The 15,922-nt window shown below is 33.9% G+C and carries 12 protein-coding genes and 1 pseudogene; 8 read left to right on the plus strand and 5 right to left on the minus strand.

Translation table 11 applies throughout. The features are described 5' to 3' along the window. Positions 1–55: 55 nt before the first annotated feature. Together metX and ACZ5A8_RS14550 are read left to right on the plus strand one after the other, a co-directional pair. Complete coding sequence (gene metX, locus ACZ5A8_RS14545) at positions 56–1,621, plus strand: homoserine O-acetyltransferase MetX (RefSeq protein WP_464529906.1); 1,566 nt, start codon at positions 56–58, stop codon at positions 1,619–1,621. Positions 1,622–2,118: 497 nt separating this feature from the next. Further along, entirely contained in the window at positions 2,119–2,442 is a 324-nt protein-coding gene (locus ACZ5A8_RS14550) for a hypothetical protein (protein ID WP_464529908.1), read from the plus strand. An 8-nt stretch (positions 2,443–2,450) separates the two neighbouring features. On the opposite strand, the pseudogene ACZ5A8_RS14555 reads toward ACZ5A8_RS14550, so the two are convergent. After that, positions 2,451–3,548 (minus strand): annotated as a pseudogene (locus ACZ5A8_RS14555) (IS630 family transposase). Positions 3,549–3,999: 451 nt separating this feature from the next. Here ACZ5A8_RS14555 and ACZ5A8_RS14560 point away from each other — a divergent pair. Further along, the gene (locus ACZ5A8_RS14560) at positions 4,000–5,304 is read left to right on the plus strand and encodes an ISNCY family transposase (protein ID WP_464529910.1); all 1,305 of its coding nucleotides are present in this window, start codon (positions 4,000–4,002) and stop codon (positions 5,302–5,304) included. Between the two features lie 275 nt (positions 5,305–5,579). Here the strand turns inward: ACZ5A8_RS14560 and ACZ5A8_RS14565 are convergent, their stop codons facing one another. The 4 genes from ACZ5A8_RS14565 to ACZ5A8_RS14580 all read right to left on the minus strand — a co-directional run bounded on the left by ACZ5A8_RS14565 (position 5,580) and on the right by ACZ5A8_RS14580 (position 10,482). Next, entirely contained in the window at positions 5,580–6,140 is a 561-nt protein-coding gene (locus tag ACZ5A8_RS14565; RefSeq protein ID WP_464529912.1) for a cupin domain-containing protein, read from the minus strand. 105 nt (positions 6,141–6,245) lie between these two features. Further along, positions 6,246–7,172, minus strand: a complete 927-nt coding sequence (locus tag ACZ5A8_RS14570; protein ID WP_464529913.1) for an IS5 family transposase — start codon at positions 7,170–7,172, stop codon at positions 6,246–6,248. A gap of 491 nt (positions 7,173–7,663) precedes the next feature. After that, positions 7,664–7,834 (minus strand): hypothetical protein, encoded by a 171-nt coding sequence (locus ACZ5A8_RS14575; protein ID WP_464529915.1) that lies wholly within the window; start codon positions 7,832–7,834, stop codon positions 7,664–7,666. A 296-nt stretch (positions 7,835–8,130) separates the two neighbouring features. After that, positions 8,131–10,482, minus strand: a complete 2,352-nt coding sequence (locus ACZ5A8_RS14580) for a hypothetical protein (RefSeq protein ID WP_464529916.1) — start codon at positions 10,480–10,482, stop codon at positions 8,131–8,133. A 1,741-nt stretch (positions 10,483–12,223) separates the two neighbouring features. On the opposite strand from ACZ5A8_RS14580, the gene ACZ5A8_RS14585 reads away from it, so the two are divergent. From ACZ5A8_RS14585 to ACZ5A8_RS14605, 5 genes are all read left to right on the plus strand, one after another. Then, positions 12,224–12,559 (plus strand): hypothetical protein, encoded by a 336-nt coding sequence (locus ACZ5A8_RS14585; protein WP_464529918.1) that lies wholly within the window; start codon positions 12,224–12,226, stop codon positions 12,557–12,559. 928 nt (positions 12,560–13,487) lie between these two features. Beyond that, the gene (locus ACZ5A8_RS14590) at positions 13,488–13,880 is read left to right on the plus strand and encodes a response regulator (protein ID WP_464529919.1); all 393 of its coding nucleotides are present in this window, start codon (positions 13,488–13,490) and stop codon (positions 13,878–13,880) included. Between the two features lie 790 nt (positions 13,881–14,670). After that, positions 14,671–15,042 carry a hypothetical protein gene (locus ACZ5A8_RS14595; protein WP_229390287.1) on the plus strand — a complete coding sequence of 124 codons (372 nt, stop codon included), beginning with the start codon at positions 14,671–14,673 and terminating at the stop codon, positions 15,040–15,042. A 197-nt stretch (positions 15,043–15,239) separates the two neighbouring features. Beyond that, entirely contained in the window at positions 15,240–15,485 is a 246-nt protein-coding gene (locus tag ACZ5A8_RS14600; RefSeq protein WP_464529921.1) for a DUF5683 domain-containing protein, read from the plus strand. A gap of 92 nt (positions 15,486–15,577) precedes the next feature. Beyond that, a complete protein-coding gene (locus tag ACZ5A8_RS14605; protein ID WP_464529923.1) occupies positions 15,578–15,805 on the plus strand; it encodes a hypothetical protein in 228 nt (75 codons plus the stop codon). Positions 15,806–15,922: the final 117 nt, after the last annotated feature.

Raw genomic sequence — 15,922 nt, forward strand, 5'->3', positions numbered from 1 at the left:
TTGAAAAGTTTGAAAAGTTTGAAAGGTCTGAAAGGTTTAAGCGAGAGGTTTAATCATGGCAATTTCTTCCGGAAGCTCCTCTTTTAAAAATCTTTTTTCGGGAAAAAAAGGTCAGAGTGTCGGAATAGTCCGTTCAATGAACTATAAAATCCCCGGAGCCTTCAGGCTTGAGAATGGAAAAGCCCTTTACGGCGTCAGGCTAGAATACGAAGTGTACGGGAAAATGAATGCCGATAAGAGCAATGTTATCCTGATCTGCCACGCCCTGACAGGCGACGCCCACGCTGCGGGGTTCTATGAAGGTGACAAAAAACCCGGCTGGTGGGACATTGTAATTGGTCCCAATAAGGCATTTGACACCGAAAAATACTGTGTAATCTGCTCAAACATACTCGGAGGCTGTAAAGGCTCTACAGGCCCTTCCTCCATAGATCCTGAAACCGGAAAAATTTACGGCATCTCATTTCCCGTAATTACTATAGGGGACATGGTAAATGCCCAGAAAAAACTGGTCGAGCACCTTGGAATAAAACAGCTTTTTGCGGTTGCAGGCGGCTCCATGGGTGGAATGCAGGTGCTCCAGTGGACAGTCAGCTACCCCGATATGGTAAAAAAAGCAATTGCAATAGCGACCACAGCATCCACAACCCCGCAGCAGATCGCATTCGGAGCAATCGGCAGGAAAGCCATAACGGATGACCCTAAGTGGAACGGAGGGGATTATTACGGGAAAAAGATACCTTCCCAGGGACTCTCACTTGCCCGCATGATAGGGCATATTACATACCTGAGCGACGCTTCCATGCAAAAGAAGTTCGGAAGGCTCGAGCGAGATGCGGATGCAGCAGGCGTGACAGGCACGACAGGCACGAATTTGTCTGAACTCTCTCCTGAGCTCTCCCATGATTTTACCCCGAACTTCCAGGTCGAGAGCTACCTGAACTACCAGGGAGACAACTTCACAAAACGCTTTGATGCCAATTCATACCTGTACATTACAAAAGCCGTGGATTATTTTGACCTTGCAAAGAACGGCTCCCTTATAGAGGGTTTTTCCGGGGTCACTGCAAAGTACCTAGTAATTTCCATCTCATCAGACTGGCTCTATCCCCCTTACCAATCTCAGGAGATTGTATCGGCTCTTACTGCAAACGGAGTCGATGCCAGGTACGAAGAAATCAGGTCTCAATACGGACACGACGCTTTCCTGCTTGAGGAGGGACAGTTGAGCTACCTGCTGAGGAGCTTCCTCTCGCAGATTCTTGTAAGTGATGTCATGAACCGGAACTTTTACACGGTTTCGAGAGACGAAACAATCGAGCATGCATCAAAGCTGATGGTAAAAGAACGTATAAGCCACCTGCCTGTCATATCCGAGGACGGAAAGCTTGAAGGCATAGTCACTTCCTGGGACATTACAAAAGCAGTAGCCTGCAAAATCAATGAGCTGGATGAAATAATCACACGGGATGTAAAGTACGTATACGAAGGGGAAAGAATTGAAAGCGCATCCTCAATAATGGAAGATTATTCAATCTCCGCACTTCCGGTTATCGACTCTGAGAACCGTGTAATAGGCATTGTTACAAGCGACAGCATAAGTGCTCTTATTTGTAAGTAAACGTAAAAATGAGTATTGATAAGTCAATGCATAGCGAAAATATCAACGCGTAGTAACTGTAAAATATCCACAGCACATTTTGAGGGAATTAAATTTGAGCCAGTTTGATAATCAGGTGACTAAGACGGAGGGAAACATAATAACTGGCTCATAAATAGATATACTCTGATGATTAATAAACTTTTTTAGAGGGTTTCTCTTAATAAGAGGTGTTTTAGTGTAATTGGGTTCGAATCGCACCCCTCACACTTTTATCGAGGGATATAGGTATCTCTAAATTTTTGTACGCATTTGTGTAAGGATCATGCAAAACCGCATTTTTTAGGAAGTTGTCCTAACAAAAAATTACTTTATTACGACATGTATAACTATTAAGGTAGTTATAATGTGGCAAGATTTGAAAAAATTAAAAAGTATTATTTTTTAGTTGATATTAATAATTTTAGGATTATATCTTCTATGCGATTTCCAGGCTTACTGTTAGCACTTCCAATGTATTGAATAGGTTTAAAAAACTGAATGAAGGGAGGTCTTGGAGAGAGCAGATAAAACCTTTTAACTTCTTCCTTGTAGGATTTCAGGCAATTGAAGAAAATGATAAGGCGGTTAAGCCTCTGGCTCCTTTTACAAAGGATTATCAGAAGATAGTTTATGAGCCGTTTATTGATTATGAAACTGGAGAAACTAAGGAAGGATCTCAATATTTCAAACCATTGAGTAGAACTATTTTGCAGTACGTTGAGCATATGGAAAATAAGTTTAAAGGAGATATAGGAGTTTTAGGGAGAAAACAGATTCAAGCTAATGGCCTAGTATCGTGAAAATTTAATTATGACACATAATGTTTTGACAGCTTCTCATCAGCATTCTTCTTCGTAAACTTCCAGTTTATTTTCTTTTTATTCTTATTCCTTCTGTGCATCCATGCATCTACTTCTTTGCTAAGTGTTTTTATGTCAGGTATTCGCCTTTTTGTACATTGTGTATCCATCACATTAATCTCTATTTCTGCAGCATTTAGCCAACTTGCATGCTTTGGTGTGTAATGGAACTCTATTTTTTCCAGTATCTTTTTTGCTTCTTCTTCGCTAAATGTCTCGTAAAATGATTTTTCTTTGTGGATATTTAGATTATCCGTAACCAGTCTGATGACTTCAGCTTTTGAATATTCTTCGATAACAAGATCTTTCATAAATTGTGCAAAATCTATCATTGTTCTTCTTTCAGTAACTTGAGTTATCCTTTCTCCCACTTTGAATTCCACAGCCATAAATATGTTTGCTGTTCCTTTCCTGATATATTCATAATCATACTTCTCTAGACTTCCAGGCTTCATGGGAATGGGCTTTCGCTTATCTTCGATAAGTTGTTTTGGTTTCTCATCGAGACAGACAATAGGTCTTTTCGGGTCGTAATCTTCTTCATATAGGTCAAGAACATCGTACATTCTCTTTCTGTATTCGGAATCAATTGTCTTAATGCACCACATCTTTTTCAGTCAGGGCTTAATTTTGCTTTTTTTCAAAATAAGTCTGATACTTTCTTTGTTTATTGTTTCAAAGCCTTCTTTTTTTCTTAATTCCTCACAGAGTAGTGAAAGTGACCATCTCTTTCTTCCTTCAGGAGGTTTTGTACATGCTTGAGCTATTATTTCGGCAACGTGCCTTTCAATATATTTTTCAGGTTGACCTGATCTTGATTTATCTACCAAAGCACTTTGTAGACCTTCTTCAAGATATCTTCTCCTTATCCTTAAAGCAGTGCTTCTCCCAACACCTAATATTTTAGCGACCTCAGTGTCTCCTTTTCCCTGATTTGCCAGTAATAGAATACGTGCTCTGGTAAGAGATCTAGCATTTTTCTTTCCTTTTCTTATAAAGTTTGTAAGGAATATAACTTCACTATCTTTAAGATTAATATTTAACATAAGATATAATATAGAATTCAAAATATATAACTGACTCATAACTATATTGTCACGATACTAGTTTACATTGGAAAGGAAGCCAACAACATTGAGGATCAACCTTTAGATGTGACAAAAACACAGGTTTTTATTAATTAGGAAGAGATCATAAAAAAGATTCTGACTTTAACTCCTGAAGAAGCTCGAAAAATAGGGATTAAGCATAGGAGTGAATTAAAGTATCTAAAGGAAAAAGCACGAGAAGGAAAGTTAAATTTTAATACACTAGTTATGAGAAAATTTTAAAATATAGGACTTTCGCAGTTAAAATGAGAAATTAATAGTATTAAATCTTTAACTTCAAAATATAAAAAAGAAGACTCAGTTCCAAAATCTAGTGGTAAAAGTCAGTGTAACATCACTACACAAAATTATAATTCTATAATTATGTAATGATGTTACGGCACAAACAATGGTAACTATAAACCTTACTCCTAATAACTTTTCGGAGCTTCCTGCTCTCTTAGATGTTTTTGGTCGTTTTGGAAACGATTATGAATATACCACACGAGGAATTTTTCGTAGAAAAATTCCTCCAGTCTGTTCTATTTGTAGCACTCCAATGATTCATAATGGCTATAATCCACATATCAAACAGGGTCTTGGAGAAATCAACATTGGTCGGTATAAATGCTCAAATTGTGGTAGTACATACGAAGAAAATCATAATTTTTGGAAAGATCTGAAGACTTTACTTTTTGATTCATTCAATGATTTCTTCCAGTTACTCAGATACCATAACGTTTCATACGATGGAATTTCTGATATAATGGATTTCATCCATCCAAGATCAAGAAGCACTATTTTAAGAGCATTCTACAAAGAAATGGAACAGGAAACTGTTCCATTTTCAGAAAACATACGTATAGTACATTATGACGAACAGCATCCAAAAGAAGGACGGTGTCAGAAATACCGTTTAACTTTACTGGATGCAAAAACTCAAAGAACGGTAGCAGATGAACTTTTTGAAAATAAGAGTTCAGAAACCATCAAGGAATTTCTACGGAAAAATCTTGATGCATCAGAGCCTGTGTTTATCGTTAAGGATTTTGATAAGAGATATCCTGATATATTAAAGGAAATTTTTGGGGATAAGTTAGTCCATCAATATTGTTTGATGCACTTAAACAAGCTTATAGTTAGTGATTTCCCAAAGAATACAACGATTGAACAGGAACTATTGAAATACAGGTTATTGAATATATTTTACAATCGAGAGAATGAGATTAAATTTCTGGAGGAACTTCTATCTGAAGAACTCAACGTAATTAATAATGAGGAAAAACATCAAGAATGGAGTAAAAAAGCAAAAAAGGAATTTAACCAATTTAGGCATAAATTAAAGCTTGAAAGAAGACGAAAAAAGGAAAATCTTCCACTTAATAGTCTTGAAAAAGCAAAATATAACTTCAATAAATTAATGGAAAATATAAGAACATATGATGAAACGGTTCAAAAACGATTGTTGATGATCAATAAACATTGGTTAAATCTTACTTTGTTCCATTATCTCCCAGGAGCGCCAGCGACAAATAACCCTATCGAAAGCTATTATTCAAAAAGTATAAAAACTGATAACAAGAAGCAGTTCAGGACTGATAAAGGAATTGAGAATCAGATTAAACTTACTCAAATGAGAGGATTAAATTTGCTCAAGAAACCACAAAAGTCATTTCTGGAATTGTTCAGATTATTTACTCCATTTAAGATTTAGTAAGATATAATTTTGAGAGATGAGTTAAGGATTAAATAGCGGAGCGTATTGATTTTAGTCTAAAAATACAGTGAAAAATTACAGGAGTAAAATAATTTCTTTGGCATTCATGCCAAAGAAATTATTTCTCAAGGATTATTACAGTTTATTTGGTCAGTTCGCAGAGAAAAATGAAGTTTTAAGGAAGGAAAAAATGAGAAATCACTAAATTATGGAATTGTGTCAAAAAAAAAGCGCTTTATGAAAATAAAGCGTTATTCCTGCTTCTTATGGTCTTATTCCGTAGTTACACCGTCAAATTTCGCTTCATTGGCTTCGGCTTCCTCCTTTGTGGCGCGCACGATGCCATCCTTGTGAACAGGCGGCGAATAGATCGTATAGAGTTTTAAAGAACCCGTTTTCAAAGTATTGATGACATTGTGCTGGGCACCTGCCGGCACCATCACAACAGATCCATTACCTACTTCATACTCGTTACCGTTAACTATGCACTTACCCTGCCCTTCTTCAAAACGGAAAAATTGGTCATTTTCCTCGTGAACTTCCATTCCTATTTCTTCACAAGGCTTGAGACTCATAATTACCAGTTGGCTGTACTTTGAAGTATAGAGTACCTTGCGGAAATTGTTATTTTCCAAAGTTGCCTTTTCGATATTAATAGAAAATCCTTTCGCTTTATTCTCTGTTGTCTTTCCAGTTACATTGGTCATCTCTTTAGCACTTACTGCCACTGCTGCCACTGACAGTAAAAAACAAACTGCCAGTAAAATACTCAGTGTCTTTTTTACTCTGCTAAATTGCATTCCCATCTTTCCACATCCCAAAGTTGTATCCAAATATATATAATTATTAAACGATTTCCAGGATCACTAGATTATTATTGGTATTAAATATATAATATAAAGAACCATTAATCAGAACTTATATATGATAAATATACATTAACCAATATTATAATTAAAATATAATATTGGCTCTGTAGAAATCCTTAATTTGATGCAAATTATTTCTACAACTTTTTTGTTTATATTGTAGACTAACAGTTTAAGTTTTATTTCTTTTACTTGGTTGAAGTACTTTCTTGCCCTGAGCACTTCTCCAAACCTCCTTTTGACAACAGAGAACGTTGTTTCCACTATATTCCGTTTATTGTATTTGATTTTGTCAAAGCTTAAATGCAGCTTTTTTCTGTATTTTCCCTTTACTTTCTTCCTCTTTCTTTCTCTTAAAGGTATAATTGAGTCTGCTTTGATTTCTTCTCTAACTAGAGCATGAATTTTTTCAGAATCATATCCTTTATCCATCACATAACATTCTGATTTTCTTGTCCTATTTGATTGTCTTATCAGAGCATTTGCATGTTTGACATCATGATCTGTTTTTTGACTGATTTTCCATCCTAATATCACTTTTTTATCTGTGTCTACTGCTATTGAAGTTTTCAGGAAGCTCCTTCGGAGCTTTCCTGTTCTTCGAGAGTAATAATAACTTGCATAAGAACTCGTAAACCCAGTTGCATCAATTGCAGTGATAGAGACACTTTCTCCGTGTAAGTAAAATAACTTTAGTACTTTTGACAAAATGAGATTAAACAGTAAAGAAGGAATTCGGGATACAAACTTTTGAAGAGTAGTGTAATGAGGAATCTTATCAAGGTCAAGTTTTTCCTTTATACCGTTCATGAGCTCGATAAGTTCTACAAAATCACGATAGTCTGTGCTTATATACTCCTTCAACAAAACCAGAACAAGAAGCTGATGTTGAGTATAAACGTGTTTGGAATATTTGCAGGAGTAAAGGTTCAGTCTAGAAGACTGAACCGTCTCAAGACTAAGATCAACAAATTTAATATACTTATTTGATGACAATAGGGATTGCTCCTTCGTTTTTTGTGGGGACAAAAAATAAGGAGCAATTTTACAATTTAATTTTTATAAATTTTTGGGTAAAAACAGAATTTAGAGGATTTCTACAGAGCCATAATATTGTAGATTTAATTATCACATAGGTATCCTATAATGAACTTTTTCACAATATTGTCCAATATTAGCAAAATTTTAAGTATTAAAAAGTTCTGTAAAATTGTAAACCTCAAATAGTCGCTAAACCAAATATAATACAGTGCTCAGAAATTTGGTTTGAAAAAGCCAGCTTCTAAAAAAAGAGATTTATTCATTTTCATAGGGCGACCTTTGAAAAGAGAAACATTGTTTTTTGGGAGGAAAACTTTCTAAAAGCACGGTTGTGTATTATACTTAGGCAGTGTGCCGATTTTTCTGTAAAATCACAAATTTTAATAAGTTTTTGAGTCAAAAATTCCATATCAAAAGATCCATTTTCCCCACAGTACACAATAACTTTACTTTGAATTTACAGCAAATTCGTGACACTGCCTTGCTTTCTCCCTCAGATACTTTAGTTCACTTCTATGTTTAATCCCTATTTTTCTGGCTTCTTCAGCAGTTAAAGCCAGAATCTCCTGTTTAATCTCTTCCTTAGTAATGAAAACTTGAGCCCCAGTAACATCCAAAGGCTGATCCTCAATATTATTAGCTTCTTTTCCCTATATAACCAGATAATAAGCTTGAATGTTTTTTTTAAGATTTCGAGTAAGTGGAAGCAAAATACAAGCAGTAAAACAGTAATCAAAAGGCTTATTTTTAGACTGGATATATGTTCCTCAAAATGATTTTGCTCTAAATAAACCGGTAATCGGTCAAATATTGTGTATTCCTATGGTATATGTAAATCTGAGTTCAGAAAAGATAGTAAAGGGGTAAGTAAAATAATAAGAAAGTGATGCAAACAAAAAAATAAAAAAGTGACTCAAGTTTTCCAAAAATCATCTAATGATTCAAGTAAATCCGAGAATTCGTTTACACATATTTTTTGGTTATTTATTCTAAGTAATGGTTTGTTTGTTTTTATATTTTTTACAGCAAATACAGAATATAAAGAATTCTTAAGATCCTCTTTGTCTTTATCTGAACTGTTATTAAGTATGCGACTTAAATGTTTAAGAGAATTTATTTCATTTAATTTTAACCATTCCTTAATAGACACTTTTAATTCTGGAGATTCTAGAAACTTACGTTCTTTAAAAGAAAGATCTTCTTGTGTATCTGTTGACAAATATTCAAGAACGTTTAATTGGTCAACAATGTCTAAAATATTTATAGTGTTATCAAGAGCAGAAACAGCTAATTTTTGTTCGTCTTTAAGATAATCAGAAGCCAAAGATGCAATTTTTTCCGTGATGTTTAGATTAATTAACTCAAGCTGACAAGTCTTTTCAATTTCTGTATCTAGAATTCCAAAGCTATATTTTGATGGACTGATTCTCACTACAATAAAGCCTATATTTTTCCATTTCTTTTCATCAGTTAGATCTTTAGTCTCTTCCCTTAATAAAGTTTCAACATCAGAAGTAATATCTTTAACGAAAGTTGAAAACTCAATATCTTTATGTAAAATACCAATTCTAGTAGAAGAAGAGTATTTATCAAAGTTATACTTTGCAATACATGAACCGTCTTCTAAAATATAATGCAAAGAAATATGGTTTTTTGTTTCAAAATCTTTAATCTCTTCATCGTTTTTGAAACTACTAATTAACAGACGCCCCACTACTTTGTCAATTAATTCCCCATGTGATGAATTTGTAAGAATGAAATATACCGAAAAAAGACCAGCATCTACAGCTCTATCCAAAGTATTTAGATTTATCTTCTTGAAAATATTAGAAAACGCTTTCTTAAACGCATCAAATTTTTCTTTATTCTTTATTGTTTTAGACAAATCTTCGATCATTTTTTGCATTATTATTTTACTCGATTCATGCCATTCCCCGCTAGACAATGAGCGTTCCATATATACACAGGTCTCTTTAGCAAATTTATCATTTTTAATTTTCTTTTCAATATCAGACGGGGTTTCTACGTTTTCATCAAAAAATATATCTGACAGGGAAAAACGTTCATTATTACCGGCTTTATGTTCACGTAGATTATGATAAGCCATCAAGACATGTATGGATTTACGGTTTTCTGATGCTTTTTTACACACCTCATTCCTAAAATTAATATCCGGATTTAAAATAATTGCTATTAATGCGACTACATAAGCCTTTTTGGTATCCACATCTACATCTATACCTAATGATTTACTCACTTTTTTCACATCTAATAACTTATCTAGTTCTTCTTCAAAAACACTCACAAAATTTTCGCTGAAAGATTTTTCAAAATCGATATTATCAATTGTTTCTTCACAATTTAATTGATTTTTCAAAGGAATGTTTTCTTTCTGAAGTTTTTCAAAATAATTTTGGAGAATGCTACATAAACGAAGATATAACGAAACATTATTTTTTATCAAATTTAACTCAAATTTTTGAGTCTTTAATAATATTTTTTGTAATGTTTCGTTTTTTAATTCGGCTTTTTTAGCATAATCGAGTTCTTTTACGTCAAGTAATATTATTGCCAACTGATACAATTGTTTGTTATCATTCTGAACCCGCGTCCAGAAAGATTCAGTCTTCAAACTATCTTCATAATAACACGATACAAAAAGATCCATTAATGTCTCATTGATAGGACATTTTCTACAAATATTAATAATGATAGCTTTTCTAATTTCGGAATCATTTTCCCCTTTGTGTTTAATTATAGGTTTTTTTGCTAAATCCACAATTTCATTATCCAGTTTATTGTCCTCTTTGTTCAAACCGAAATAATCTGTCACCATTTTAACTTTATAACATTCCAAATACCATTTTTCTCTGAATTTAGCCATGTCATCTATTTTTTCGCAAGTAGAACTCATACTGCGAACTACTGCGCCTGTTTCTTGAAGTGAACGTTTAAATTCCTCAAAAAAACCACCTATTGTTTCAATATCAGAGTTTATTGAACATTTATCATCATTTAACTCTTTTATATCAGCATCATTTTTTTGTACATTTTTTTCATCAAAAAATTGTTCAATTTTCGTATTGAGCTTAGACTTCGGCTTCAATAACGCGATATGAATTAAACCTATTTGAATAAGATAAACAAAAAACATTAGAGAAATTTTATAATATAAAGGAGATTCATCCGCAAGTCCCCAATCATATCCCAAAACAGTTATGGCTGTGAAAAATACAAAGCTTATTCCTCCAACAACGATGAGCAATTGCTGACTAAACCACCCTACCTGATCACCAAACCAATCTGTAAAAGTACCGATGTCTTTTTTAGCACGATTCAGGTACTTATTCAGATATTGATTGATTTTTAATTGAGTCGACTTGCCTACCTGGTCAAGTTCAGCTTCGTTTTCACTCCATTTAGTTATGAATTTTTCTTCGTGGTCTTCAAGTAAAAGAATAACCTATTGTTTAAACTCATCATCTAAACTGTTAGTATCATTTTCCATTGGGCATCCAGCTACTATTTAAAATACAAACAACCAAAAGCAAATTAACTTTTCGAAATGTACCAATATAGAATATTATAAATAAAACAAAAAAGTCAGGCATTTACCAAATTTTCCACTACGGCTTTTTTCTGTGACTTCAGGCAAAAGCTTGGTATTTAACTTGCTGTTTTCTTGAATTAAGCTCTGTATATGAACAGCCTGTTTCTGTGTGACCTCGTTTAGTTGGCTTATCTGGTCACCTTGAATCATGCTTTTTTCAGTTTCAGCTCTCAGAAAACCAAATATGTCAACTTTAAAACCATCTGCGTTTTTAACTCCTGCCCTCTCTACAATTCTATGAACTACTAGCTATTCTCATTGATTCTCTCTTACTTCTGTGCAGAAAGCCCTCAAAAAGCCCTACAAAGGGTCGAATCTATTTTCTTGATAATCACATGTCTTAATTTTCAAGTTCTTATGAACTCAATATACCCCATTCTGTCAATCGCATCTTAATATCTCTCATTTCATATCTCTATTCCAAGAACTTCTTTCGGGAGGTCTTTTTCCGTCTAAGAATCGTTTAAAAACATGTTTGAATGTAGAAGGAAGCTATCATTAGTCCTTTTTGGAGTTTTTTGTTTAACTTTTAATTGAGCTTCTTTTGGCAGAATGATTTGATTTCTTTCTCTGTAGTACCACTGCGGATTATCGTATAGTCTCTGTAGTTCTACATATCTCATTCCTGTCATGCAGTTCAATTCAAAAATGATTCCCAATGCTTCGGGGAGATATTGAATGAAATGATCGTACTCTTCCACGGTCAGAACTTTCAGATATTAACAAGTTATATTAAAAATAAATTAGGCAAATATGAATATAAAGTCCTTTCAAAAGATCATTCGATTAAACATGATCTTATTTTAAGCACATGCAAAAGATGTTTTGATCACCCGCAGCTTTCTCTTCAGATATCACAAAAACGCAGCCAGGAATCTGATTTCTCGTGTGCTTAACTTGATCATCAAGTGTATAAGGTTGCATAAGAAAAGAGCTATAATGAGCTTGAAATTTTTTACGTCAAACAATTTTTTGCTTGAAAACAATTTTTTGTATAATTTATTTAATATAATTTATGCTATTACTATATGCTGGAGTTGGGAAGTAAAGGGGTATCATCAAAATAAAAGAATTTCCTGGAGGTCGCTGATCCTTCTTCGAATCAATGTGCTTGGGGGAGCATAATATTCGAAGAGACTGTATTGGGGGATACGGTAGAACAGCTCCTCTGGGCTTCTTCTTACATCGCTTTTTACTTTTCTTTCATTGAGTTTATTTTAAAGCTTCATTTCTGCCTTACCAGGGTTTTATGAACATACTTTGGAATTGCAGTAATAGAAAGCCACGAAATTTTTAGCTTCAGGTTATAGCTTCAGGTAGTTCACAATGTTAGACTGTTAAATGATTTTCAAATAATATTTCATATTTAAGACGACTTATGGGGGTTAAAAACTTAATGAATAATGAAATGAAAGAACCAGAATATAATTTAGACAGAGCGATAGAATTTCTTGAAAATAGGAAAATAGAATCATTGAATAATATAGCTACTGAGGTTGAAAGAAAGGATTTGTTAAAAGAGTTCGAGAAGGGAATACAAGTACTCAAAGACAGGAAGAAAAGACTAATGAATATTCAGAAATTGACAGAAAAGAAAAAAAATGAAGAAGCTGATAAGGGAATACAAGTACTCAAAGATAGGAAGAAAAAATTATCAGATGTTCGAAAAGTAACAGAAAAGAAAAAAAATAGGGAAACCGAAAAAATGGGGAAACCGAAAAACGAAACGTGAAGAATATATAAAGAGGATATTTAATCAATCCTTCATTTCTTCAGCTTAATATTTCTTCAGCTTAATCCAAAACCAATTTTAGTAGGTGAGATAATTTCCTATTTGGTATGCAAGTACAGCATATCTTTTTATTAAATAGTTCTCCATTGGTCATCGGTTAAGGAAAAATCGTTATCACTTGCATTGATTTTCATAAAATTTGTTAAATTATTCATCAAATGCAAAACTGGAATCTGATATCGATTTCAATTTAAACACTAAACATTTGGGTTTGAGTTTTTCCGTCGAAATCGAGATCCGCAGCTCAAAATCCTTAACCGATGACCAATGAATAGTTCTCTGATTATCATAATGTAGAGTGAAGGTCAAAAGGAGAATAGAATTAAGCCACTAATCATTATCGAGGCCGGGTTTTCTTTAAGCTTGAATTCTTTGTATATCAGATTCGAGTCTATTCTTAAGTCGCTTGTAGTTGGGTTGGTAGGGTTTGTCTGAGAACTTTAGTAGACAGCTATATCAATGCAATAAAGAGGTTGGTCAAATATAATTTGCTCATCTTTGTTCTAACATTCATTTATAGATTGGTCATAGATATCTAGACCTAGTTTCTAGAAAAAATCCAAAATATAATGTAAATAATCTTGAGCAGACCCTCTCAATTTTGAGTATAGTTTTTTACACGAATAATTAAAAATAGAGTTTTAAGTGTCGCTCCGACAAAATGGATAGACATACAACCCTATACTAGTTTTGAAATTTTTGATCTGAACACTTTTTTTGCTTTGAGACAATTTTTCACGTAAGTAATTTAATATAAATTAGAAAAAGTATTGAATTTCAGAATCAACTACATACTTTTGAACATAATCTATGAATTAATGTCGGTAAACATCGAATATTGAGTTTTAACAGGATGGAGAATCCCCCCATGAAAGTATTGATTGTAGACGATAACCCCTTGTTTTTAGAGCTATCAAAGACATTCTTAGAAGTATTCCACGATATACCCTCCGATACCGTGGACTCTGCAAGAGAAGCTCTCAGTATGTTAGAGAAAGACTCCTATGATGTGATAGTCTCGGATTATAATATGCCTGTTATGAATGGTATCACGTTCCTGAGGACTATCCGTGATAAGAGGATCAACATTCCTTTCATTCTATTTACGGGAGTCGGAGAAGAACTTATGCACCAGGCAATAGAAAATGGTGCAAATTCTTTCCTCCAGAAAACGGGTGACCCAAAAACTCAGTATTCAGAGTTGTCAAAACGAATCTTGCAGGTTGTGAATAGCAGTACAGACCTTAATCCAGGTTCTTAGTGTCATGGCAACTTAATTATGGGGCGTTAATATTTAGATTACTCCTCATTGGTCATCGGTTAAGGAAAAATCGTTATCACTTGCATTGATTTTCATAAAATTTGTTAAATTATTCATCAAATGCAAAACTGGAATCTGATATCGATTTCAATTTAAACACTAAACATTTGGGTTTGAGTTTTTCCGTCGAAATCGAGATCCGCAGCTCAAAATCCTTAACCGAATACAAATGGATTACTCCTTACAAGTAGTCTTTTTCGTAATTATAATGGCTCATAAATAAATTTTCTAGATACTAGTGTTGAGTCAATCACCAAGTATTGAATAGTAATGAATTACTGTAATCTATTTCATACGACATTACTTGGTTGGCAGGACACTAGTAACTTTTTCTTAACTTTCTATATACATATACAGATTTTAAGAATCAACGTTCTGTACCTCATGTTTAAGAGAATTTAAAAATGAGTCAGGTTAGAGTTGAGTTTAACTGAACTCACCTCTCAGGTTCGATTTTTTATAATTCTAGCCGAAAGGCCCTTTTTTTAAGTTATCCGGAATTTCAGAGCTATTTTCAGCTTTTAAGCCCCACACCACGGCTTAGTTTTCAAGAACGGTAGTCCCAGGGTCCCGAAACAAAAAATTCAACTGGAAATTTCAGCCTCATGAGATAAAAACCAAATTTGAAGAATCCCATTTGTCAGCGACCTTTTGTATATATTCATTTTCTTAAGGTATCTCTATTGTTTATTGAAATAGTTTATATATATTCACTTTCTAAACTAAATATATGGAAGAGGGCAAGATCAAGAACACGATAACAAGGAGTTTCGAACTTCAGGACTACAAGATCGAAGGTGCAGAGCTTTCCGGCTTCTGGGCGGATCTTTTGAGCAAAGAAGAACTGACGGTTGAGGTAAACTACAGGTCTGAAAACAAAAAAAATTTCAGTCTCGAAGAAATAGAAACTCTTATTCGCAAAATCTGCGGGAAATGCGGGAGCTTTGAGGCTCAGCTGCCCGAAAACATAAAATGCGAAGTCACCTTCAAAAACTTCGGCGAAAAAGTTTATAAAACAGACCAGTCGGATTTTAAACCGGAGCCAAGGGAAATGGACGAAATTAAGGTCGCTTATCGCTTCTATGTAGCTTATAATGTTTAACTTATTACATTTAGATTATTACATTTAGATTATTACATTTAGATTATTACATTTAGATTATTACATTTAGATTATTACATTCAGATTATTACATTAACTTGTTATGTTTAGTTTAATATATTTAACCTGAAATCGGTAAAGATATCTCCCATTAAAAGAATTAACCAAAAACAGAAAACCGTAAGGAGCTTGAAAAAATGCCTCAACCCAGGAAAAATCCAGGTATCGCTGCAGTACTGTCATTTTTCATCCCTGGCCTCGGGCAGATCTATAACGGGCAGATCATGAAAGGGATTATTTTTATTATTCTTGCCTCGATTTTCGGATTCTTGACAGTGGTTTTAATTGGTTACATCCTTTATCCTTTGTTCTGGATCTACAACCTCTATGATGCTTATAATACTGCCAGGGAAATTAATGAGAGGCACAGCGGATATTACTAAAAGAATTAAAATGAGCTTTCAGGAAGAAGATTTTCTTCCATTTTTCAGAAACTGACAAATATAACTCTCACTAACTTAAACGGTGACCGGGAATGAACATCGAACCCACACTGAATATGGTATTCATTTTTTTGCTGATTGCATTTGTTGCCCTGCTGTTAATGTTTATTTATACAAAGAAAGTCACAAAAAAAATGCGTGAAGAAAAAGAGAAAGCAGAAGCTGACAGAATTGCCCGACAGATTGCCGAGAAAAAAAGACTTAAAGAGCTAATGGAAGAAGAAGAAGAAACAGAGCACACTCTAGGAAGGAAAATTTAAAAATGGAGAAAAGCCCTTTATCCTGTGAAAAGGGCATTCAATATTAAAGACTAAAACTAATTTCATTTGTATTCGGTTAAGGATTTTGAGCTGCGGATCTCGATTTCGACGGAAAAA

The organism is Methanosarcina subterranea, assembly GCF_055385895.1.